General features: G+C 69.0%; 19 protein-coding genes. 13 read left to right on the top strand and 6 right to left on the bottom strand.

Annotated elements, in window-relative coordinates:
• The 3 genes from U858_RS0103065 to U858_RS0103055 form a co-directional block, all read right to left on the bottom strand.
• Positions 1 to 1,578 carry a lytic murein transglycosylase gene (locus U858_RS0103065; protein ID WP_025135723.1) on the bottom strand — a complete coding sequence of 526 codons (1,578 nt, stop codon included), beginning with the start codon at positions 1,576 to 1,578 and terminating at the stop codon, positions 1 to 3.
• A 118-nt stretch (positions 1,579 to 1,696) separates the two neighbouring features.
• Positions 1,697 to 3,058 (bottom strand): MATE family efflux transporter, encoded by a 1,362-nt coding sequence (locus tag U858_RS0103060; RefSeq protein WP_029953483.1) that lies wholly within the window; start codon positions 3,056 to 3,058, stop codon positions 1,697 to 1,699.
• A 49-nt stretch (positions 3,059 to 3,107) separates the two neighbouring features.
• Complete coding sequence (locus U858_RS0103055) at positions 3,108 to 3,788, bottom strand: hypothetical protein (protein WP_232786482.1); 681 nt, start codon at positions 3,786 to 3,788, stop codon at positions 3,108 to 3,110.
• Between the two features lie 100 nt (positions 3,789 to 3,888).
• Between U858_RS0103055 and U858_RS0103050 the strand changes: the two genes are divergently transcribed.
• From U858_RS0103050 to U858_RS0103015, 8 genes are all read left to right on the top strand, one after another.
• On the top strand, positions 3,889 to 4,881 hold the full coding sequence (locus U858_RS0103050) for a LysR family transcriptional regulator (RefSeq protein WP_025135720.1): 993 nt from the start codon (positions 3,889 to 3,891) through the stop codon (positions 4,879 to 4,881).
• Positions 4,882 to 4,893: 12 nt separating this feature from the next.
• Positions 4,894 to 5,844: an adenosine deaminase gene (locus tag U858_RS0103045; RefSeq protein WP_025135719.1), complete on the top strand. Its 951-nt coding sequence runs from the start codon at positions 4,894 to 4,896 to the stop codon at positions 5,842 to 5,844.
• A gap of 172 nt (positions 5,845 to 6,016) precedes the next feature.
• On the top strand, positions 6,017 to 7,288 hold the full coding sequence (locus U858_RS0103040; RefSeq protein ID WP_025135718.1) for a carboxylesterase/lipase family protein: 1,272 nt from the start codon (positions 6,017 to 6,019) through the stop codon (positions 7,286 to 7,288).
• A 66-nt stretch (positions 7,289 to 7,354) separates the two neighbouring features.
• Positions 7,355 to 8,305, top strand: a complete 951-nt coding sequence (locus U858_RS0103035) for a tripartite tricarboxylate transporter substrate binding protein (protein WP_025135717.1) — start codon at positions 7,355 to 7,357, stop codon at positions 8,303 to 8,305.
• A gap of 125 nt (positions 8,306 to 8,430) precedes the next feature.
• Positions 8,431 to 9,924 carry an MFS transporter gene (locus tag U858_RS0103030; RefSeq protein WP_025135716.1) on the top strand — a complete coding sequence of 498 codons (1,494 nt, stop codon included), beginning with the start codon at positions 8,431 to 8,433 and terminating at the stop codon, positions 9,922 to 9,924.
• A gap of 177 nt (positions 9,925 to 10,101) precedes the next feature.
• On the top strand, positions 10,102 to 11,490 hold the full coding sequence (locus U858_RS0103025; RefSeq protein WP_025135715.1) for an amidohydrolase: 1,389 nt from the start codon (positions 10,102 to 10,104) through the stop codon (positions 11,488 to 11,490).
• Positions 11,491 to 11,663: 173 nt separating this feature from the next.
• Complete coding sequence (locus U858_RS0103020; protein ID WP_025135714.1) at positions 11,664 to 12,641, top strand: tripartite tricarboxylate transporter substrate binding protein; 978 nt, start codon at positions 11,664 to 11,666, stop codon at positions 12,639 to 12,641.
• Positions 12,638 to 13,588, top strand: coding sequence for a BMP family ABC transporter substrate-binding protein (locus tag U858_RS0103015; protein WP_025135713.1), 951 nt, complete (start codon positions 12,638 to 12,640; stop codon positions 13,586 to 13,588). Before U858_RS0103020 ends, U858_RS0103015 begins: the two co-directional genes overlap by 4 nt.
• Here U858_RS0103015 and U858_RS0103010 read toward each other — a convergent pair.
• The gene (locus tag U858_RS0103010) at positions 13,549 to 14,058 is read right to left on the bottom strand and encodes a GNAT family N-acetyltransferase (protein ID WP_025135712.1); all 510 of its coding nucleotides are present in this window, start codon (positions 14,056 to 14,058) and stop codon (positions 13,549 to 13,551) included. The two genes, U858_RS0103015 and U858_RS0103010, sit on opposite strands and share 40 nt — an antisense overlap.
• 281 nt (positions 14,059 to 14,339) lie before the next feature.
• Here U858_RS0103010 and U858_RS0103005 point away from each other — a divergent pair, with 281 nt between their 5' ends.
• Complete coding sequence (locus tag U858_RS0103005) at positions 14,340 to 15,143, top strand: aspartate dehydrogenase (RefSeq protein ID WP_025135711.1); 804 nt, start codon at positions 14,340 to 14,342, stop codon at positions 15,141 to 15,143.
• A gap of 43 nt (positions 15,144 to 15,186) precedes the next feature.
• On the opposite strand, the gene U858_RS0103000 is transcribed toward U858_RS0103005, so the two are convergent.
• On the bottom strand, positions 15,187 to 17,019 hold the full coding sequence (locus tag U858_RS0103000) for an ABC transporter ATP-binding protein/permease (RefSeq protein WP_025135710.1): 1,833 nt from the start codon (positions 17,017 to 17,019) through the stop codon (positions 15,187 to 15,189).
• Between the two features lie 185 nt (positions 17,020 to 17,204).
• The gene (locus U858_RS0102995; protein ID WP_025135709.1) at positions 17,205 to 18,092 is read right to left on the bottom strand and encodes a LysR family transcriptional regulator; all 888 of its coding nucleotides are present in this window, start codon (positions 18,090 to 18,092) and stop codon (positions 17,205 to 17,207) included.
• A gap of 131 nt (positions 18,093 to 18,223) precedes the next feature.
• On the opposite strand from U858_RS0102995, the gene U858_RS0102990 reads away from it, so the two are divergent.
• The 4 genes from U858_RS0102990 (at position 18,224) to U858_RS0102975 (ending at position 22,390) form a co-directional block, all read left to right on the top strand.
• Entirely contained in the window at positions 18,224 to 19,060 is an 837-nt protein-coding gene (locus U858_RS0102990; RefSeq protein WP_025135708.1) for an amidohydrolase, read from the top strand.
• A complete protein-coding gene (locus tag U858_RS0102985; RefSeq protein ID WP_025135707.1) occupies positions 19,057 to 20,046 on the top strand; it encodes a tripartite tricarboxylate transporter substrate binding protein in 990 nt (329 codons plus the stop codon). Before U858_RS0102990 ends, U858_RS0102985 begins: the two co-directional genes overlap by 4 nt.
• A gap of 205 nt (positions 20,047 to 20,251) precedes the next feature.
• Positions 20,252 to 21,946 carry a bifunctional diguanylate cyclase/phosphodiesterase gene (locus tag U858_RS0102980; RefSeq protein WP_025135706.1) on the top strand — a complete coding sequence of 565 codons (1,695 nt, stop codon included), beginning with the start codon at positions 20,252 to 20,254 and terminating at the stop codon, positions 21,944 to 21,946.
• Positions 21,947 to 22,009: 63 nt separating this feature from the next.
• On the top strand, positions 22,010 to 22,390 hold the full coding sequence (locus U858_RS0102975; RefSeq protein WP_025135705.1) for an RNA-binding S4 domain-containing protein: 381 nt from the start codon (positions 22,010 to 22,012) through the stop codon (positions 22,388 to 22,390).
• The last annotated feature ends 31 nt before the right edge of the window (positions 22,391 to 22,421 follow it).

Raw genomic sequence — 22,421 nt, 5'->3', positions numbered from 1 at the left:
TCAGGCGCCCGGCTTGGCCTTGGCGTCGCCCGATGTCTTGAGCGCGTCGTAGATGCGCTTGCCGACCCGGCCGTCCTGCGGCAGGTTGCGCTTTTCCTGTTCGGCGCGGACCGCATCGCGCGTCTTGGCGCCAGGGATGCCATCGGCGATGCCGATGTCGTAGCCCAGGCTGATGAGCATTTCCTGCACCGACTTGATCTGGGCGCGAGACAGACCCGGGTCGTCGGTGGGCCAGGCGGTAGCCAGCGCCGGGCCGCCTTGCAGGCGGTTCAGCAGCAGCGACACCGCCAGCCCGTAACGGCGCGACTGGTTGTAGTGCAGGATCGCGTCGAAATTGACCGTAGCCAGGAAGATCGGGCCGTTGGCGCCGGTGGGCGCGAACAGGTAGGCCTGTTCGTCGTTGCCCGAGGCCAGCTTCAGCGCCGAGCCATTGCCTTGCTTGAGGCCCGCCTGGGCCCACTGCGCGATGCTGCGGCGGTCTTGCGAGCCGACGTATTCGGCGTCCGGTGCGGGCGGGATGGCGGCAGCCACGTCGGCCGGCACGCGCACTTCGACCACGGCGGGCAGGCCGTGGGTCCATTTGGCGCGGCGCTTGCGCAGGTGGTTGGCGGTGGACGCCAGGGCATCGGGCAGCGAGTTGTAGAGATCGATCTTGCCGTCGCCGTCGCCATCGGCGGCCAGTTCGTAGAACGAGGTCGGGATGAACTGGGTCATGCCGAAGGCGCCGCTCCAGGAACCCACGAAGCTGTCGGGCTGCACCACGCCGTCGCGCAGCAGGCGCACCGAGGCGTAGGCGTTCTTTTCCCACAGCGTCTTGTTTTCGGTGCAGGCGCGGGTGAGCCAGGCGTTGAGCACGTCGGTCTTGCCGACCTGGCGGCCGTAGTTGGTCTCGATGCCGAAGATGGCGACCAGCGTGGCCGGGTCTACCTGGTATTGCTGGCTGATGGCGTCCAGCTGCTTGCCATACTTGGCCAGCACGCCGCGGCCGTCGTTGACGCGTTCGTCGTCGACGGTCTTGGCGATGTAGTCCCACCAGGACTCGCGGCCTTCGGGCTGGCCCTGGGCGGACGCGACGGTGGTGGGCAGCAGCTTGGCGTTGGCCGTGTACTTGTCCCAGTCGGCCACCGTCAGCCCGTTGGCCGTGGCGCCCTTGCGCAGCTTGGCGATGCAGGCCTTGGTGTCGAGTTCGGTCGGGATGATGACCTTGGGCGACGTGGCGGATGCGGCAGGCGTGGGTGCAGGCGCAGGCGCAGGTGCAGCCGCAGGCGCAAGCGCAGGTGCAGCCGGGGCAGCGACGGGGGCCGGGGCAGGCGCATGGACATTCGTCGGCGGCGCAGCAAGCGACGAATCGGGATCGGCCGCGGGAGCGGCGGTCGCGGCCGGCGTCGAGGCGTCGTCGAAGCTGCGCTTGGGCGCAAGCACCGGCGCGGGCGCCGGCTGGCTGGCGGAACTGCGCGAGCCCGTGGCCGACGACGGCCCTTCGGCCTGGGCGATGCCCGTGGCGGCGGCGCAGAATGCGGCGGCCAGGACCACGCGGGCAAAGGGATCAATTCGGGCGCGAAGGGAGTGCTGACGCATGGCAATCCTGAAAAATCGGAGTCAGCCCGGATCGTACCCCGACCGGCCGCCGAAATCGAACCCGGTGGCACCGATTTATCCATCGGTAACGACCGCCCCGTCGACGCGAAAGAGATCGTTACCGCATGCCCGCCGGCGGGCGGCGCAGCACGCGCACGCACAGCGCCATCGCCAGCAGCGAGAACAGCGCAAAGCCCAGGGTCTGACCCAGCAGCACGCCTTCGGGTCCGCCGTAGTGCGCCCCCAGCCAGACGAACGGCAACGTGCCCACGGTGGCGCGCAGCCAGCCGATGGCAGTGGCATAGGTGGCATGGCCGAGATTGTTGAAGACGGCGATGGACACGAAAAAGAGACTATTGACCGCCCAGGCGAAGCTGCCGTAGCGGCAGAAGAACAGCACCAGTTCGCGGCCTTGGCCGGACACCTGGAACAGGTCGGCGATCCACGGCCCCAGAAGGGCCAGCAGCAGCGCGGCGCCAAAACCGTACATCAGCGCCATGGCGGCGGTCAGGCGGACGGTGCGGCGCACCCGGTTCCACTGCCCCGCCCCCAGGTTCTGCCCCAGGATCGGTCCGATGGCGCCGGGCAGCACAAAGAACATCGAATACGACAGTTGCAGCACCCGGTCCACCACGGTGGCGCCGGCCATGACGCTGGACCCGAAGCCGGCATAGGTGGACGCGGTGAAGATGACGGCGGCGGGCGTGGCCAGCGCGCTCAGGCCGGCGGGCAAGGCAATGCGGCCTACGGCGGCCAGGTCGGCGCCCAGGCGTGCCCGTTCGGGGCGCGCCACCAGCCGGTGCTTGCCGAAGACCAGCCAGCCGCCCAGCACCAGCGTCGCCACGCGACCGATGCCGCCGGCCCAGGCCACCCCGACCATGCCACCGTCCAGCACGAAGATCACCAGCGGGTCCAGCACCGCCACGGTGGCGGTGCCGGCCAGCAGCACCCACATGGATTGCCGGCCATGGCCGGCGGCGCGCAGCAGGTTGGACAGCATCATGCCCAGGCCCATCACGGTCGCGAACGGCGCGGTGATGGCCACGTAGGACAGCAGCCGCGCCCGCACGTCAGGGGCCAGTCCAATCGCCAGCGTAAACGGGCCGATGGCCGCCAGGTACAGCGCCGCGGACACGGCCATGGCCAATGCCATCAGCACCAGCGAGGCCGCCGCCATGCGGCGCGCTTGCCGCGGATCGCCCGCCCCCAGCGCGCGCGACACCCGCGCCACGCCGCCCACCGTCACGCCCATGGCGACCGAGATAACGGTGAACAGCGTCATCGACCCGAAGCCCACCGCCGCCAGCACCGTTTCGTCGCGCAGCGTGCCCAGATAGAGCAGGGTCAGGAATTCCACGCCGAAGACGGCCAGCATGCTGGTCCAGCCAGTGAGCACCATTTCAAGCACGTGGCCGCGCAGCGGCCCGGACACGAAACGCGCGGGCACCGCCCCGGCGGAAGATGCCGCCGCGCTCGTCAAGCCGCGTCCCTTGATATTCGATCCACTCGCCGTCGGGCGCGCGCGCGCCTCATGGGCGCGCAGCCGTCGGCGCGAACCAGTATTGCGCCTGGTCGCTGTCGGACGAATACCACGGCAACAGGCCGATGCTGTGGGACTCGCGCTGCACGCTGACCAGCAGCCCGCCCTGTTGCGGCCGCAGCAGCGCGACGTAGCGGTACACGCCCATGGATTCGTATTGATGCCAGTCGCGCCGTGCCGTCACCCAGAAGCGGCCCTGGGTGCAGCCGGTATAGCGGCTGGCGCCGAACAGGGGCGGGTCGGCGGGATTGACGGGATCCGGGTCGGCGGCGCCATCGCGTTGCCGCAGCAGCGTTTCATTGCCCCCGCCCTGACCGTCGTCTGCCTGGATGCGCCAGCCCTCGGGCACGCGATTGAACGTCACGCGGGCCGCGGCCGTGGGCTGCCATTGGCGTTCGGCGGTGTCTTGCAGCCCCGGCAACGCCAGCGCGTTCGCCAGAAAGCGCTGCAGGTCGGACAGACCGACCGCCGAGGCCTTGCCGCCGCGCAGTTCGCCGGCCACGAGATACGTGCCGGCCAGATCCGGGCACTGGGCCGGGTCCGACGGCAGCACCAGCGGCGCGCCCTGCTTGAAATCCGGCCAGGTGACGCGTACGTCGTCCACCGTGGAGACCCCGCAGGCCGACAGGCTGGCCAGCGCCGCGGCGGCCAACGCCATCTTTATTGTCATCGTGTCGTGTCCCATGGCCACGCACTATACCGAAACCCCGCGTTGCCAAGGCCGCGGCGGGGGGGAATAATCGGCGGATTGCCCTTCACCCGCCGCCCCCATGACGCCCTTCAAAGGAAAACTCCGCACCCGGCATCTGGAAATCGTGCTGACGGTGGCCGAGCTGGGCAACCTGTCCAAGGCGGCCACGCAACTGCACAGCACGCAGTCGGGCCTGTCGCGGGCCATCGCCGAAATCGAGGAACTGGTGGGTGCGCGGCTGTTCGAACGCACGGCCCGCGGCACCAGTTGCACGCCGCTGGGCGAAGCCATGTGCCGCCATGCGCGCCAATTGCTGACGGGCTTTCGCAAGGCCGAGATCGATCTGGCCGCGCTGTCGCGCGGCGACGAAGGCAGCCTGACGGTGGGCTGTTTTTCCATGTTTGCCGGCTGGCCGGTGGCCCAGGCGGCGACGCGCTTTCGCCAGGCCTATCCGCGCATCACGCTCACGCTTGAGATCGGCACGCACGAACGCCTGATCGAAGACCTGGACGCGGGCGCGCTGGACGTGTTGATCAGCCGCTTTTCGTCCACGGTCAATCCGCAGGTCTATCGGTCGGCCACCTTGCTGGAAGACGCCGTGGTGCTGGCCTGCGGACCGAACCATCCGCTGGCGGGCCGGCCGGACGCCGACCTGGCCGAATGCGTGGCCTATCCGTGGATCACCGCCCTGCCCGGCAGCCGCATCCGCGGCGAGCTGGAAATGCTGCTGCACCAGGCGGGCCTGCCGATTCCGGATATGATCGGCGCCCTGTCGCTGGAATTCGGCCGCGAAATGCTGCTGGAAGGCCATTATCTGTGGATGCTGCCGGGCAGCGTTGCGGCGGTGCGCGAGGCGCGCGGCGAAGTCGTCGTGCTGGCGGCCCGCCCCGCCCTGCGCAAATCGCCGCTGGCGGCGATCTGGCGCCGCGACCGGCCCAGCACCCGCCAGGCCCGCGCGTTCGCGGACACGCTGGCCCAGGCCATTGCGGCTCAGGCCACGACGGCCCAGACCACGCTGGCCCAAGCCGTTATGGCCCAGGCCCCCCATCCAGCGCCTGTTAACACTGATTAGGAGCACCCATCCATGTACGACTGGCTCAATGCCCTGCCCAAGGCGGAACTGCACCTGCACCTGGAAGGCTCGCTGGAACCCGAGCTGCTGTTCCGTCTGGCCCGCCGCAACGGCGTGGCGCTGCCGTGGCCCGACATCGATGCGCTGCGCGGCGCCTACAACTACGGCAACCTGCAGGAATTCCTGGATCTGTACTACCTGGGCGCCGACGTGCTGCGCACCGAACAGGACTTCTACGACCTGACCTGGGACTACCTGGTCAAGTGCCACGAGCAGAACGTGGTGCATACCGAACCCTTCTTCGATCCGCAGACCCACACCGACCGCGGCGTGCCGTTCGCCGCCGTGCTGGGCGGCATCAGTCAGGCGCTGGAAGACGGCCGCAAGAAGCTGGGCATCAGCAGCGGCCTGATCCTCAGCTTTCTGCGCCACCTGCCCGAAGAGCAGGCCATGCGCACGCTGGAACAGGCGCTGCCCTACCGCGACGCCTTCATCGCCGTGGGCCTGGACAGCAGCGAAAAAGGCTTTCCGCCGCGCCTGTTCCAGCGCGTCTTCGACCGCGCCCGCGCCGAAGGGCTGCCGGCCGTGGCGCACGCGGGCGAAGAAGGCCCGCCGGAATACATCTGGGAAGCGCTGGACCTGCTGAAGGTGCTGCGCATCGACCACGGCGTGCGCGCCGCGGAAGACCCGCGCCTGATGGCCCGATTGATCGACGAGCAGATTCCGCTGACCGTGTGTCCGCTGTCCAACACCCGCCTGCGCGTGTTCGAACACATGTCGCAGCACAACATCCTGTCGCTGCTGGACGCGGGGGTGAAGGTCACCGTCAATTCCGACGACCCGGCCTATTTCGGCGGCTACGTCACCGAGAACTTCTACGCGCTGTACGAGCATCTGGGCATGAGCCAGGCGCAGGCGCAGGCCCTGGCCGACAACAGCATGGATGCGCGCATCCTGAAGTAAGCGGCTTCGGCATAAGCGGCTTCGGCCCAAGCCGTCGCCGGGCCATGCGCAACCCGCATGGCCCGGATCGAAACCGGCATGTCCTGGCCGCCCCGTTCGTCCCTACCATAGTCCGAAGACGGCAAAGCCTTCAGGCGTTGCCGCCACGATGACAACGACAAGGGGCAACACCATGACCGAAACCGTCCAGGCCAGGCTGCGCGCCGGCCTGCTGACCGGCCTGCGCGACGAGAACGGCATCTGCCGTTTCAGCGCCATTCCGTATGCCGCGCCGCCCGTGGGCGCGCTGCGCTTCGCACCGCCCGAACCCGCCCGCTGGGAAGGCCCGCGGGATGCCACGCGCCCCGGCCCCGTGCCGCCGCAGTTGCCCTCGCGCCTGCGCGGCGCCATGGGCGATTTCGACGCACCGCAGACCGAAGACTGCCTGCACCTGACCGTCTGGACGCCGGCCGCCGATGCGCAGCGCCGGCCCGTGGTGGTGTGGCTGCATGGCGGCGCCTGGCAAAGCGGCGCGGGCGCGCTGGACTGGTACGACGGCGCGCGCCTGGCTGGGCGGGGCGACGTGGTGGTCGTGGCGGTGAACTACCGGCTGGCCGCGCTGGGCTGGCTGCACGTGCCGGGGCAGACCGCCAACGTGGGGCTGCTGGACCAGGAAGCCGCCATCGATTGGGTGATGGACAACATCGACGCCCTGGGCGGTGACCCTGAACGCGTCACGCTGATGGGCCAGTCGGCCGGCGCCTCGTCGATCTGCGCCATGCTGACGCGCCGGCCGCGCTTTGCCCGGGCGATTCTGCAGAGCGCTGCGCTGGGGCGCGGCTTTCGCAGTTCGGCGCAGGCGGCCGCATTGGGCCAGGTCTTCCTCGAAGCGGCTGGCGCCGATACGCTGGAAGCGGCCCGCACCCTGCCCGTCGAACGCCTGCTCGCCGCCCAGCAGGCGCCGCAAGTCGTCGCGGCGCTACAGGCCGAGGGCGGCCGCCGCAGCCTGTTCGGCCCGGTGCTGGACGGCCAGGTGCTGCCCGCCGACATCGCCCCGGCCTTGCAACGAGCCGCCGGCCGCGCAGATGTGCTGGTGGCCTACACCCGCGATGAGATGGCCGCGTTTCCCGGCTACGGCACCGGCCCGGACAGCCAGGCCGCCAGTGAAGCCGTATTTGGCGCGCCGTCACGGCAGTGGGCTGCGGATGCGGTCGCGCAGGGCCGCCAGGCCTGGCTGGCGCGCGTTGACGTGGCGCCGACCGAGGCCTTTCTCGCCTGCCACTGCATCGAACTGCCGTTCGTGTTCGGCACCCTGGACGCCTTCGCCAGCGCGCCCATGCTGCGCGGCCTGCCGTCCGCACAGGCCGCCCGGCTGACCGAAACGACGCAACGCGCCTGGCTCGCCTTCATCCGCGGCGACGCCCCCGACTGGCCGCCCGCGCCGCACCTGCACGTGCTGCACTGAGGCGAATGCCGGCCCGCCACGCGCGGCCACTGCACCACCGACAAAACACACACAAGGGGAATATCCATGTTCAAGTCTCTCGCGCTCTCGCTTGCCCTGCTGCTGCCCGCCGCCGCCGGCGCGGCCTATCCCGACAAGCCGGTCAAGATCATCGTGTCCAACCCGCCAGGCGGTCCGGTGGACGTCATGCTGCGCGTGCTGGCCAGCAAGCTGTCGCAGGCCTGGGGCCAGGCGGTGGTGGTGGAAAACAAACCCGGCGCGTCCGGCATCATCAGCACCGGCGCGCTGGTCAAGTCCGCCCCGGACGGCTATACGCTGGGCATGGTGGTGGCCTCGTCCGTGACCATCGTGCCGTTCGCGGTGGACAGCCTGCCCTTCGATCCGCAAAAGGATCTGCAACCGGTGGCACTGGTGGCGCGCACGCCGTTCCTGTTCATCGTGCCTGCCAACAGCCCGATCAAGACCTGGCAGGACTTCGTGCGCGAAAGCCGCGCGCGCAACCTGTCGGTGGGTTCGTTCTCGATCGGCACCGCGTTTCACCTGGTGTGGGAGCAGACCGCGCGGCGCGCCGGCATCAAGGCGCTGTACATCCCGTCGTCGTCCTCCGGCAAGACGCAGAACGACCTGATCGGCGGCCAGCTCGACGTGGGGCTGGATGCGCCGTCCAGCTCCAAGGGGCTGATCGACAGCGGCCGCCTGCGCGCGCTGGCCATCACCAGCCCCGAGCGCTTTGCCGGCCTGCCCGACACGCCGACGCTGCGCGAGTCCGGCATGACGGACTACGCGCCGCAACCGTGGATCGGCCTGATGGCGCCGGCCGGCGTGCCGGCTGACCGGGTGGCGCTGATCCAGAAGACGGTGTCCGACATCCTGAAGGAACCCGCGATGAAGGCGCAGATGCAGACGCTGGGCATGATTCCCATCGGCGGCACCGCGCAGGAACTGGCGGACACCATCGCCGCCGACCGGGCCGAGATGGGGCCGCTGATCAAGGAACTGGGGATCAAGCTGAATTGATGGCGCCAGCCTGCCCACACATGCACGGGTGGGCAGGTTGTTCTTCTGGGGCCCTGTTTTCTTTCATTGACCGACGGTCAGTCACTAAATAGAATACGGTCTTCCCCCTTTCCTGGTCGATCCGTATGACCCTCAGCCGCCGCCGCGCCCTGGTGCTTGCCGTCAACCTGGGCAGCTTCATCACCATCCTGGACATCAGCATCGTCAACGTGGCCCTGCCCACCATGCAAGCCGCGTTGCGTATCGACATGGCCGGCCTGCAATGGGTGGTGGACGCGTACGCGCTGTTCCTGTCCGCCTTCATGCTGTCGGCGGGGCCGCTGGGCGACCGCTATGGCCGCAAGCGTTCGTGGCTGGCGGGCGTGCTGCTGTTCACCGTGGGCTCGGCGCTGTGCGGCGTGGCCGAGAGCCTGCCGATGCTGCTGATCGGCCGCGCCGTGCAGGGGGTAGCTGGCGCCTTGCTGATTCCCGGCGCGCTGTCGCTCTTGACACAGGCCTTTCCCGAGCCGCGCGAACGGGCGCAGGCCATCGGCCTCTGGGCCTCGTGCAATGCCATCTCGCTGATCGTGGGGCCGATGCTGGGCGGCGTGCTGGTGGCGCACTTCAGCTGGCAAAGCATCTTTCTCATCAACCTGCCCGTGGGCGCGCTGGCCATCGGGCTGGGCCTGTGGGGCATCCAGGAAAGCGCACACCCCGAACACGCCGCGTTCGACCCCGCCGGCCAGGCGCTGAGCGTGATCTGGCTGGGCGCCCTGACCTACGGCCTGATCGCCGCGGGCGAGCATGGCTGGCAAGCGCCGGACGCCGTGGCGGCGCTTGCCATTGCCGGCGTCAGCCTGGCCGCCTTCCTGTGGGTCGAACAGAAAGTTGCCCGGCCGCTGCTGCCGCTGGGCCTGTTTCGCGACGCGGGGTTCGCAGTCACCAACTTCGCGTCTTTCGTGTTGGGCTTTGGCGGCTACAGCAGTCTGTTCTTTTTCTCGCTGTACCTGCAGCACGTGCAGGGCCTGTCACCGCTGGCCAGCGGCTGGCAGCTGGCGCCGCAGTTCGTGGCATCGGGCCTGGTGTCGACCGTGTTCGGCCGCCTGAATGCGCGCTTCGGCCTGCCGCGCCTGATGATCGCCGGCTACGGCCTGATCGGCGCGGCCATGCTGGGCATGATGAGCCTGGACGCGCACACGCCCTATGCGCTGACCGGCACGCTGATGGTGGTGCTGGGGTTGGGCATGGGCCTGACGGTGCCCTCGACCAGCATGGCCGTCATGGCGACGGTGCCGCGCGAACGCTCGGGCATGGCGTCGGCCACCATGAACGCATTGCGCCAGACCGGCATGACCATCGGCATCGCGCTGCTGGGCGCGCTGATGAGCGGACGCGCAATCGACAGCCTGGCCACGGCGCTGACGCGCCTGGGCCAGCCGGACGCGCAGGCCGTGGCGCGCGCCGCCGTCACGCAGCATGTGCTGCCCGCGCAGCCGGACGGCGTGGCGGCATTGTTTGCCGATGCCCTGGCCGGCGGCTTTCACGCCGCGATGGCGGGCGCCGGCGCGATGTCGGTGCTGGCGGCATTGCTGCTGCTGATCGTCACGCGCGGCGCGAGGCCGGTGCTGCACGCGGCGTAAATGCGCGCGACGCACTGCGATTTTCTGGCACGTCGGCGCGGCATTCCAGCCCTCGGAATTCCAGCGCCCGGAATCAAACCGCGCCATTTTTAAGCATCGGTAAAAATCGCATCAAGGGGTTGTCGCTCGGGTAAGATTTCCGCCCAATAACAGGTTAACAACCAAGAGGAGACAACCATGAAGCAACGCACTCTCGCGTGGCGCCTGGCGCCGTTGGCGCTGGCCGCGCACCTGGCCATGAGCGGACTGGCCGCCGCGCAAAGCGCGCCCGGCACGCAAGGCCCGCTGCAGCCCGCGCCCGACGCGGCGCTGGCCGCGCAGATCGACCAGCGCGCCAAGGCCATCGAAGACAAGCTCATCGCGTGGCGCCGCGACATCCATCAGCATCCCGAACTGGGCAACCAGGAAAACCGCACGTCCAAGCTGGTGGCCGACCATCTGCGCGCGCTGGGCATGGACGTGAAGACGGGCGTGGCCGGCACGGGCGTGGTCGCGGTACTGAAGGGCGGCAAGCCCGGCCCGGTGGTGGCGCTGCGCGCCGACATGGACGCGCTGCCCGTGAAGGAACAGGTCGACGTGCCGTTTGCCTCGAAGGCCAAAGGCACCTACCTGGGCAAGGAAGTGGACGTGATGCACGCCTGCGGCCACGATGCCCACACCGCCATCCTGATGGCCACGGCCGAAGTCCTGGCTGGCATGAAAGACCAGTTGCCCGGCAGCGTCAAATTCATCTTCCAGCCCGCCGAGGAAAGCCCGGCCGATTTCGAGCCGGACGGCAAGAAGATCTGGGGCGCCAAGATGATGGTGCAGGAAGGCGTGCTGGAAAATCCCAAGGTCGACGCGATCTTCGGCCTGCACGTGTCCAGCAGCTATCCGGTGGGCAAGCTGTCGTGGCGCAGCGGCCCGGCGATGGCCGCGGCCGACCAGTTCTGGATCGACGTCACCGGCAAGCAGACCCATGGCGCACGCCCCTGGTCGGGCATCGACCCCATCGTGGTCAGCTCGCAGATCATCCTGGGCCTGCAGACCATTCCCAGCCGCCAGATCAACAGCATGCTGGAACCGGCCGTCATCACCGTGGGCGCCATCCATGGCGGCAACCGCATGAACATCGTGCCGGACAGCGTTGCCATGACAGGCACCATCCGTACGTACGACGAGGGCATGAAGAAGGACATCCACCAGCGCATCGAACGCACGGCCGCGATGATCGCGCAGAGCGCGGGCGCCAAGGCCGATGTGCGAGTGGTCGAGCTGTACAACGCCACCGTCAACAACCCCGGCCTGACCGAGGAAATGGGCCCCACCCTGCGGCGCGTGGCTGGCGAGGGCAACTACGGCCTGCAGCCCAAGTCGACGGCATCGGAAGACTTTTCCTTCTACCAGGAGAAGGTGCCGGGCATGTTCTTCTACCTGGGCGTGACGCCCAAGGGCACCGATCCGGAAACCGCCGCGCCCAACCACTCGCCGCGTTTCTACGTGGATGAATCGGGCCTGATCAACGGCGTGCGCGCCTTGTCGAACCTGACCGTGGACTACATGGCCCGCGCCAAGAAAGGCAGCTAAGGCCTGCGGGCCTGCCCGCCGCGGCAGGCCCTGAACGCGCACGTGCAAGGCGTGCGCTGCAGCCCGTCCGCGCCTGGCGCGCGGCGGGCATAAGCAAACCGCCATAAAGTCTTTGTGGGACGCCTTGCGGTTTCCTACAGTACGGCCCTTTGCCGCCAAAGAGCCGTACCGCCATGCCGATCTCCCGACGCCGACTTCTGCTTGCCAGCGCGCTGGCGCTGCCGCTTGCGCGGCCCCGTCCGGCGCGCGCCGCCGCGTGGCCCGAACGCCCCATCCGGCTGGTGGTGACCTTTCCACCTGGCGGCGCCAGCGACATCGCCGCGCGCGTCATCGCGCCGACGCTGGCCGACCTGCTGGGCCAGGCCATCGTGATCGAGAACCGTCCCGGCGCCGGTTCCACCCTGGGCGCGGCGCAAGTGGCGCAGGCCCCGGCCGACGGCTACACGCTGCTGATGTCGAACTCGGCGCCGCTGTCGATCTCGCCGGCGTTGATGCCGCAGCACAGCTACGACCCGCTGATCAGCTTTCGCCACGTCGCCTACATCGGTGCGGTGCCGACCGCCTTCGTGGTGCACCCATCCGTGCCCGCCGAGACCTTCGCGCAGTTGACCGACTGGATCAAGGCGCAACCCGAACCCGTGCAATACGGCAGCGGCGGCCTGGCATCGGTGGGGCAGATCGTGGGCGAGCTGTATGCGCGCCAGACCGGCGCGCCGCTGCAGCACATTCCGTACAAGGGATCGGGCGCGATGCGCAATGACCTGCTGGGCGGCCAGATCCGCTTCGCGGTCGATGCGCTGCCTCAGAACCTGCCGTTCCTGCGTACCGGACAGTTGCGCCTCTTGGCCGTCACGACGCAGCAGCGCGTGCCGCAGGCGCCGGCGATTCCGGCGGTGGGCGAACTGGGCTACCCCGGCCTGGTGGCCGAGAATTTCATCGGTCTGTCGGGGCCGGCCGGCTTGCCGGATGCCATCAGCCAGCGTCTGCACGCCGCGTTGACGCAGGTGCTGCAAACGCCCGACCTGCGCGCCAAACTGGAAGGCCAGGGTTTCGTGCTGGCCGAGAAATCGCCCAGCGAATTCACCGACTTCGTGCGCCGCCAGGCCGACGCCTGGGGGCCGGTGGTGCGTGCCACCGGAGCCAGCCTGTGAGCGCCCGCCGCGTGCTGGTGCTGTTCGGCCACCCGGGCCGTGGCGGCTTCAACGAAGCCGCCGTCGAAGGGGCCGCGCGCGCCGCCCGGGCGGGCCATGCGCTGCAAATCGAATGGATCGCCGACAACGATCCGGACCGGCGCACCGAGCGCCTGGCAGACCTGTGCGCGGCCGGGCTCGACCTGGTCATCGTGCACGGCGGCCAGGGCGACGTTCCGGTGGCGCGCATCGCGCCGCGCTTTGCGCGCACGCAGTTTGCCATCACCCAGGGCAGCCATCACGCCGCCAACGTGGCTTCGTACGACATCCTGCAGGAACACACCGCCTTCCTGGCTGGCGTGCTGGCGGGGCTGCGCGGCGGCGCGGCGCACTTGTCCGGCGAACGCGTACGGCCCGGCCTGAAGGGTCGCGCGGCCTATGCCGACGGCGTGCGCCGGGTGCGGGGCCAGGATCCGCTGACGGGCTTTTGCGGCAACCAGCACGACCCCGCGCTGGCCGGCGCCTGGACCGATGGCCTGGCCGCGCGCGGCGCCCGGATCGTGTTCGCGATGATGGACGGCGGCCGCAGCGGCATCACCGAGTCGTGCCGCCGCCACGGCCTGCGCCAGATCGGCAACGTGCTCGATTGGGTGGCGCGCGATCCGGCCGTATTCCTGGCATCGGCGCTGGCCGATTCCGGCCTGTGCGTGGAACGCGCCGCGGCCGACCATGCGGCCGGGGCGTTGCGGGTGGGTGAGATCACGCATTTCGGTCTGGAAGCCGAGGCCTCGCTGCGCCTGGTGCTGGGTGCGGACGTCAGCGCCGAGGAACGCCGCATTCTGGATGACTGGTCGGCCCGGCTGGCACGCGGCGACGTGCAGGTGGCGGGTGACTACACCGGGCAGGAATTCGCGCTGGAGCAAGCGCCTCAAGCGGCAGTCGGCCCCGTTGCAGCGAACCCTTCGTGATACGCCACCTGCCCCTTGGCTGACCGCGTGAACGCCTGCGCCATGAAGTATTCCGGCGGTACGCCGGGGTACGTCAGCGCCGCAGTGGCCGCAAAGCCGAAGCGGCCGTAATAGGCCGGATCGCCCATCACCACGCAGCCGGCCGCGCCGCGCGCCTTAAGCTCGGCCAGGCCGGCCTGGATCAACGCCGCGCCAATGCCGCGGCCCTGCATCTCGGGCAACACCGCCACCGGGCCCAACCCGTACCAATCGGCCGCGCCGTCGCTGACCGTGACCGGCGAAAAGGCGATGTGGCCCACCGGGCGGCCCGCGTCGCGGGCCACCAGAGACAGCGTCAGCGCGCCGGCCGCACGCAAGGCGTTGATGATGTAGCCCTCGGTCTGCTGGCTATGCGGATGGTCGCGGAACGCGAGCTGCGTCAACGCGAAAATGGCGTCGATGTCGGCGGGGGTTTCGGCGGAAATCTGCATGGCCTGTCTCCTGGCAAGGTGAAGCGTGGTGCGAAAGCGCGAGTGTACGCGGCGGCGACACCAGCCCGGATCGTTGTCGCGGCGCGGCTGTCGCGCTTTGGTGTGCCAGATGGATACCCCGGCGCCCATGGCCCGTTCAGCCGTCCGACAATTCCTGCCCATCATTGACGCCTGCCCGCCCCCTCGCTACAGTGACCGCCGACCCTGGCCGGGCAGACCCACCGCCCGCTGGCCTAGCCTTCGACCCCGCGGTTCGCCGCGACCTTCATCCGGAATCTTCCATGAACAGCTACCGCGTCGGCATCGCCGGCTTCGGCGCCATCGGCCAGGCCGTGGCGCAATCCCTGGATGCCGGCCTGCCCGGCCTGACGCTGGCCGCTGTGGCCGTGCGCGACCCCAAGGCCCTGCCCGCCTTCGCCTGGCAAAACGCCAAGCCCACCTTCACCACCATTGGCGAGCTGGCCGAGCACTGCGACGTGGTCGTCGAATGCGCCCCTGCCGCCGTGTTCCGCGAACTGGCCGAACCGGTGCTCAAGGCCGGCAAGAAACTGGTGGTGCTGAGCTCGGGCGCGCTGCTGCGCCACGACGACCTGATCGAACTGGCGCGCGCCCACCAGGGCCAGATCCTGGTGCCGTCCGGCGCCATCCTGGGCCTGGACGCCATCACCGCCGCCGCCGAAGGCGTCATTCACTCGGTCACCATGATCACCCGCAAGCCGGTGCGCGGCCTGCTCGGCGCGCCGTACCTGGTGGACAACAACATCGACATCGCCGACATCACCGAACCGCGCCTGATCTTCCGCGGCTCGCCGCGCGAAGCGGCCGTGGGCTTCCCGGCCAACCTGAACGTCGCGGTCAGCGTGTCGCTGGCCGGCATCGGCCCGGATCGCACCACGCTCGAAATCTGGGCCGACCCGTCGCTGGAACGCAATATCCACCGCGTCGAAGTCGTGTCCGATTCGGCGTCGTTCTCGATGGAAATCCAGAACATCCCGTCGGCCAACCCCAAGACCGGCCGCATCACCGCGCAAAGCGTCATCGCCGCGCTGCGCAAGCTGACCGGGCCGCTGCGCGTCGGGACTTGAGCGTTCGTTGATGCGACGTTCGCCGCCGTCCTGAACGTCGTGCCTACGCGGCGGCCAACGTGCGCGCAGACCCGTGCGCAGCATCCATCGCCCCCATCCCCCACCCGCCCTCGCCATCCAGCGCCAGCCGGTGCGTATGGAACGGGTCCAGCGTGCTGCGATGGCCCACGCTGACCAGCATGCAATCCGGCAGTTCCTGGCGCAGCAGGCTGTACAGCATGTGTTCCAGGCCTTCGTCGGTGGCCGACGTGGCTTCGTCCAGGAACACGATGGCGGGCCGGTTGAACAGCACGCGGGCGAATGCCACGCGTTGCTGCTCGCCGATGGACAGGATGCGCGACCAGTCGGCCGCCTCGTCCAGACGCCCGGCCAGGTGGCCCAGGTTCACTTGCCGCAGCGCGGCCGCCAGGCGGGTGTCGTCCCCGGGCTGGGCGTGGCCCGGATACGCCACGGCATCGCGCAGCGCACCCAGCGGCAGATAGGGCCGTTGCGACAGGAACAGCGCCGCCGCGCCCAGCGGCCGCTTCACGCTGCCCTGCGCATACGGCCACAGGCCCGCCAGGGCGCGCAGCAAGGTGGTCTTGCCGCTGCCCGATGGCCCCTTGATGAGCAGGGCCTGGCCCGGATGCAGCGACAGATTCAACTGGCGCAACAAGGCCTGCCCGTCGGGCCGCGACACATCCAGGCCAGTGATCTGCAGGCCGTGGGGCAAGGGTTGCGGCTCGATGGCCGGCAGTTCACGCGCCGCCGCGTTCGCATCCAGAAAGCCCGCCAGGCGGTTCAGCGTGGCGCGGTACTGGGCGAACGAATCGTACGAGGTACGAAAGAACGACAGCGAATCCTGCACCTGGCCGAAGGCCTGCGCGGTCTGCATGACGTCGCCCAGCTTGATGGCGCCGCTGAAGAAACGCTGCGCCTGCAACAGAAAGGGAAACACCACCGCCACCTGGCTGACCGCCAGGTTGAAGCCGTCGAACTTCAGGCCCCGGTACACCCGCGCCCACAGGTTGGCGATGTAGGCCGAAAACCGCGTCCAGAGCGTGGCGCGCTCGACGGCTTCGCCCTGATAGAAGGCCACGTTTTCGGCGTTTTCGCGCAGCCGCAGCAAGGCGTAGCGGAAGTTGGCGGTCAGGCGTTCGGACAGGAAGTTCAAGAGAATCAACGGCCGTCCGATCTTGAAGGCGAACAGCGTGGCGACGATGACGTACAGGTACACCATGAAGACCATGGCGCGCGGGATCTCGACGCCGGCCACGCCCAGCGGCCCGGACAGGTTCCACAGAATGCCCGTGAACGCCACCAGCGACACCATGGCGCTGAGCGCACCGATGGCCAGGCTGCGCGAACCGGTGACGAACATCGAGATGTCCTGCTCGATGCGCTGGTCGGGGTTGTCCACCGGCTCGCCGACGAAGTGGCTGCGGTAGTAGGCGCGCGCGCCCAGCCAATCGCCGGTCAGGCGGTCGTTGAGCCACACCCGCCAGTGGATGTCGAAGGCCTGGCCGGCGTAGCTGTCGACCAGGGTGCGCACCACGTGCACGCTGGCCAGCACCGAAAAGATGCCCAGGAAGCGCCAGAACGCGGTCGGGTCCAGCGCCTGCAAGGCGCTGTAGAAGCCGTTGTACCAATAGGAAAACAGCACGGTCATGCGGACCGAGAACATCGCCAGGAACAGCAGCGCGGCCAGCGTCAACAGCGGCCGCCAGCTGCGGCGCGGCGTCAGGTAGGGCCAGGCCAGGCGCCAGAACTTGCGGCCCCAGTCGGTCCAGCGCGACAACGCCAGGGACACCGCCACCAGCGCGACGGCGGTGATGCCACAGGCGCGCGCCAGCCAAAGCGCGCTTTCCCATAACTGCTGCTGCCAGTTCAGATCCATGACATGCCCCTCTAGTCGTTTCTGGTTAGAACGGCGAAGGGGGGCTAGTTCCGGCGAAACCGCCGTCTTAAGCGTGGCTTAAGCGTTCGGCGGCGCAACTGAAGGCGGACTGAAAGACTGAGCCAGGAAAGGCCCGCAGGCAGCTACGCAGCGACGGCATCATGCCGTGCAGGGCTGCTCTGGCCTTACCGCCCTCCCAGGTCCAGATTGGCGAACGTGTCAGCCAGCGTCGGCACCGACCGCGCCGGCCAGATGGCGCTGAGGTCGAAGCTGGGCAGGCGTTCGCCGTCGCGCACCTCGCAGAAGCGCACGCCGCTGAAATCCAGCGACCGGATCCAGCTGGGCAGCAGCGCCACGCCGCAGCCGCCGGCCACGCAGGCCAGCACGGTCAGGGTGCGGTTGGCTTCCTGCGCGACGTGGGCGTCGTGGCCGCCTTTGCGCATGGCGTCCAGGATGTCGGCATAGAACGCCGGCAATTGCGATTGCGGATACATCACCAGGCCGGCCTGGGCGATCTGCGCCATCGACACCTGGCCGTCGTGCGCAACCTCGAACTCATCCGGCACGGCCGCCACCAGGCGGTCGCGCAGCAGCTGGCGTTCGCGCATGCGGCCGCCCACCGCCACCGGGGTGTGCATCAGTCCGATATCGATCTCGCCGGTCTGCAAGGCTTCGGCCTGCTCGGCGTTGCTCATCTCGCGCAGGATGATGCGCACGCCGGGCGCCTGCCGCCGCATTTCGCGCAGGGCGCGGGGCAGCGTGTTGAACAGCGCCGACGACACCAGCCCCACGGTCAGTTGCCCGGCGCTGCCGCGGCCGATTTCCTGGGCGCGGCGGGCAGCGGCATCGATGCGGGTGACGCTGGCGCGCACGTCTTCCAGGATGGCGATGGCGGCCGACGTGGGGGTGCTGCCCTGACGCGAGCGTTCGAACAGGCGCACGCCCAGGTCTTTTTCCATGCGGCCCAGCGCCTGGCTGAGCGCCGGCTGGGCGATCCCCAGCCACTCCGAGGCGCGGCTGACGCTGCCATGGTCGACGACGGCCAGAAAATAGCGCAGATGCCGGGTTTCCATATCAATCCAATATAAATAAAGCGCTTTTACACAATAGAAAACTATACCTGGTCTCCCTACAATCCCGCCTTACAAAACCTTACAGAAGCGTGCGGGCCACCGGCTCCGCACCCGCCCCCAGGAGACCCGCCTTGCCCCCGTCCGCGACCGGCCCCGCCGTCGACACTCACGCCCACGTATTCCGGCAAGGCCTGGCGCTGGCGGACACGCGCCGCCACACCCCTGACTACGACGCCACGCTGGACCAATACCTGGCCCTGCTGGATACGCACGGCCTGACGCACGGCGTGCTGGTGCAGCCCAGTTTCCTGGGCACCGACAACAGCCACCTGGTCCAGGCGCTGCGTGCGCAACCCGACCGGCTGCGCGGCGTGGCAGTGGTGGACCCCACCATTGCGGACGAGGCGTTGCAGGCCCTGGCTGCGGCCGGCGTGGTCGGCATCCGCCTGAACCTGATCGGCCTGCCCTTGCCCGACGTCGCGGCGCCGGCCTGGCGCCATCTGCTGGACCGCGTCAATGCGCTGGGCTGGCATGTCGAAATCCACGTGCAGGCCGCGCGCCTGGCCGATATCATGCCGGCGCTGCTGCAAGCCGGCTGCCGCCTGGTGGTGGACCATTTCGGCCGGCCCGACCCTGCGCTGGGCGTGGCCGACCCGGGCTTTGCCTACCTGCTGCGCCAGGCCGACAGCGGCCGCGTCTGGGTCAAGCTGGCGGCCGCGTACCGCAATTGGCCCGCGCCCGCCTGTGCCGCATCCGGGCGCGAGGCCACGCAGCAATTGCTGCGCGCCTACACGCCCGCCCGACTCATGTGGGGCAGCGACTGGCCCCACACCGAGCATCGCCACCTGGCGTCCTACCCTGCGGCGACGCAGTGGCTGGACACCTGGATCGACGACCCCGCGCAACGGCGCGCCGTTCTCGCCGACACGCCGTTGCAGCTGTTCCAATTCCAAGGAGACCCACGATGACCCCTCTGTTCAAACGCCTCGCGCGACGCAGCAGCCTGCTGGCCGCCGCCGGATTGCTGGCCGGCGCTGCCGGCGCGGCACAGGCCGCCTATCCCGAGCGCGCCGTCACGCTGGTCGTGACCTACCCGCCCGGCGGCACGGTCGACGTGGTGGCCCGTCTGATCGGCCCCAAGCTGGCGGCCGAACTGGGCCAACCCGTGGTGATCGAAAACCGCGGCGGTGCCGGCGGCATGATCGGCGGCGCGGTGGTGGCCAAGGCCCAGCCCGACGGCTACACGCTGATGCTGGATGCGTCCAACCACGCGCAGAACCCCGCCCTGCACCCCAAGATGCAGTTCGACACGCTGACCGCCTTTGCCCCGGTATCGCTGCTGCTGCGCGTGCCCAACGTGCTTGTGGTGACGCCGTCGTACGAAGTCAAGACCGTGGCCGACCTGATCAAGCTGGGCCAGCCCGGCGCCAAGGACCATGTCTATTTCGCCTCGGCCGGCCCCGGGTCGGCGCAGCACCTGGCCGGCGAACTGTTCAACCTGCTGGCCAAGACGCAGCTGCAGCACGTGGCCTACAAGGGCGGCGGCCCGGCCATGATCGACGTCATGTCCGGCCAGGTGCCGGTGATGTTCGCCAGCATGGGATCGGCCTGGCAGCACGTGAAGAACGGCAAGCTGCGCGCCGTGGCCGTGGGCGGATCGCAACGCTCGAAGGCGGCGCCCGACCTGCCCACCATCGCCGAATCCGGCGTGCCGGGCTACGAGACCTATGAATGGAACGCCGTGTTCGCGCCCGCCGGCACGCCGCCCGAGATCGTCAACCAGGTCTCGCAAGCCCTGGCCAAGGTACTGAAGGACCCGCAGATCGCCGAACAGCTCGAAGGCATCGGCGCCGAGCCCATCGGCTCGACGCCGGCCGAACTGGATACCTTCCGCCGCGCCGAAATCGAAAAATGGCAACGCGTGGTCAAGGAAGCCGGTCTGAAATTGGATTGAGTACTGCCCGGACCTGGCCGCGTCGCGCATCCCCGGGATGCCAGGCACGGCCTGACGGTCCGCTACCGGATTGCCGGTCTTGGGGCGCCCTTTGGGGCGCCCGTTTTTTTTTGAACGGCTTTTTGGTTGTTTTTTTGGTTTTACGCGGCCCCCACGATGCGATACAAAGAGCGGATCGAATGCGCCCAGGGAAGTCCGAAACGAGATGAACCAAGAAAGCAACGAGCCATCACCGCCCCCGCCTGCCCGCGCGGCCAACCTGGACGGCGCCACGCTCGATGGCCTGGCCGACGGCTTCATCTCGCTGGATCGCACGTGGCACGTGCGCTACGTCAACCCCGCCGCCGAACGGCTGCTGCGCCGCAGCAGCCAAGACCTGGAGGGCCAGGCCCTGTGGGATACCTGTCCTGACCTGGTCGGCACCGGCTACTACGAGGCCTGTCGGGCCGCGTTGCAAACGGGCCGCCCGGCCAACCACACCGGCTATTACGCGCCGCTGGCCACGTGGTACGAGGCCCGCGCCTTTCCCCACGACAACGGCCTGGCCGTGCTGCTGCGCGACGTCTCGCGCGAACGCGAAGAGACCGCCCTGCTCAGGTACCAGGCCACGCATGACTACCTGACCGGCCTGCCCAACCGGCGCCAGTGCATGGAAACGCTGTCCGGCGCCATCGCCGACGCGACGCCGGGGCTGACCGCGCAGAATCCGTCGCTGGCCGTGCTGTTCCTGGACCTGGACCGCTTCAAGGAAGTCAACGACGCCTTCGGCCATGCCGAGGGCGACCTGCTGCTGTGCGACGTGGCCGAGCGGCTGCGCAAGTTCCTGACGCCGTCGATCTTCTGCGCCCGCGTCGGCGGCGACGAATTCCTGCTGGTGCTACGCGACACCAACGAGCGCGCGGCCGAGGCGCTGGCCAATTCGATCCTGAATGCGCTGTCACGGCCCAGCGACATCCATGGCCGCTCGGTGTCGCTGGGCGCGTGCATCGGCATCGCGATGCTGAACACGCCCGGCGAGTCCGCCGAGATGCTGCTGAACTACGCCGATGCCGCGATGTACGCCGCCAAGTCAGCCGGCCGCTTCCAGGTGCGCCTGTACCACCGCGAGCTGATGCAGGGCCTGGGCGCGCGCCTGTCGCTGCGCGGCGACATCCAGGGCGCGCTGACCAACAACCAGTTCGAACTGCACTTCCAGCCGCAGATCAGCATGCACGACGGGTCGCTGTGCGGCGCCGAAGCGCTGCTGCGCTGGCGCCATCCCACCCGCGGCCTGCTGGGCCCGGCCGCGTTCCTGGACGTGATCCTGGATTCGCCGCTGGAATCGGCGCTGACCGAGTGGGTGGCCAATGCCACCTGCCAGCACATCAGCGAATGGCTGGCCGATGCCCTGCCGGTGCCACGCATCTCGTTCAACCTGTCGGCCCGCCAATTGGTCGCGCCCGACCTGGCCGGCACCATCGTGCGGCTGGCGCAGGTGCATGGCGTGCCGCCGACGCTGCTGGACGTCGAGGTGACTGAAAACTCGCTGATGAGCGATGTCGAAAAGGCCTCGACCATCCTGTTGGAACTGCGCCAGGCCGGCATTTCGGCGTCGCTGGATGACTTCGGGTCCGGCTATTCCAGCCTGGCCTACCTGGTGCGGCTGCCGATCGATACGCTCAAGATCGACCAGTCCTTCGTCTGGGCGCTGGGCAAGATGCCGACGGCCACCGCCGTGATCCGCGGCGTGGTGCGCCTGGCGCATTCGCTGGGCATGCGCACGCTGGCCGAAGGCGTCGAAACCGAGGCGCAGCGCCAGATGCTGATCGAGGAAGGCTGCGATGCCATGCAGGGGTTCCTCTTCAGCCGCGCCCTGCCCGCCAGCGCGTTTGCCGCGCTGCTGCGCGATTCGCAATCGTGACGGTGCCCGCGCAAGCCCGGCGCCAACCGCTATCATGTCCGGCTGATGTCTGGATGAACCACGATGGAAAAGATACGGCTGGATAAATGGCTCTGGGCGGCGCGCTTCTACAAGACGCGCAGCCTGGCGGTGGACGAGATCGGCAAGGGTCGGGTGCAGGTCAACGGCCAGCCCGCCAAGCCGGCGCGCGAAGTCGGCGCCGGCGACCTGGTCAGCATCCGCAAGGAAGACCCTGCGCTGCACGTGCGCGTGGTGGCGGTCAGCGGCGTGCGCGGCCCGGCGCCGGTAGCCCGCCAGTTGTACGAGGAAACCCCCGAAAGCGCCGCCGCCCGCGCCCGCGCGGCGGAAATGCGGCGCCTGGCGCCGGAACCCGCGCTGGACATCGCCGCCGGCCGGCCGACCAAGCGCGATCGGCGGCTGATCGATCAGATGCGCGGCAAGTAAGCGGCGCGCCTCGCACACAGCGACGACGCCG

Source organism: Achromobacter sp. DH1f (assembly GCF_000633435.1).
GTDB lineage: Bacteria > Pseudomonadota > Gammaproteobacteria > Burkholderiales > Burkholderiaceae_B > Achromobacter > Achromobacter deleyi.
Note: the sequence above shows the minus strand (reverse complement) of the source record. Positions and strands in the feature narration are given on the sequence as shown.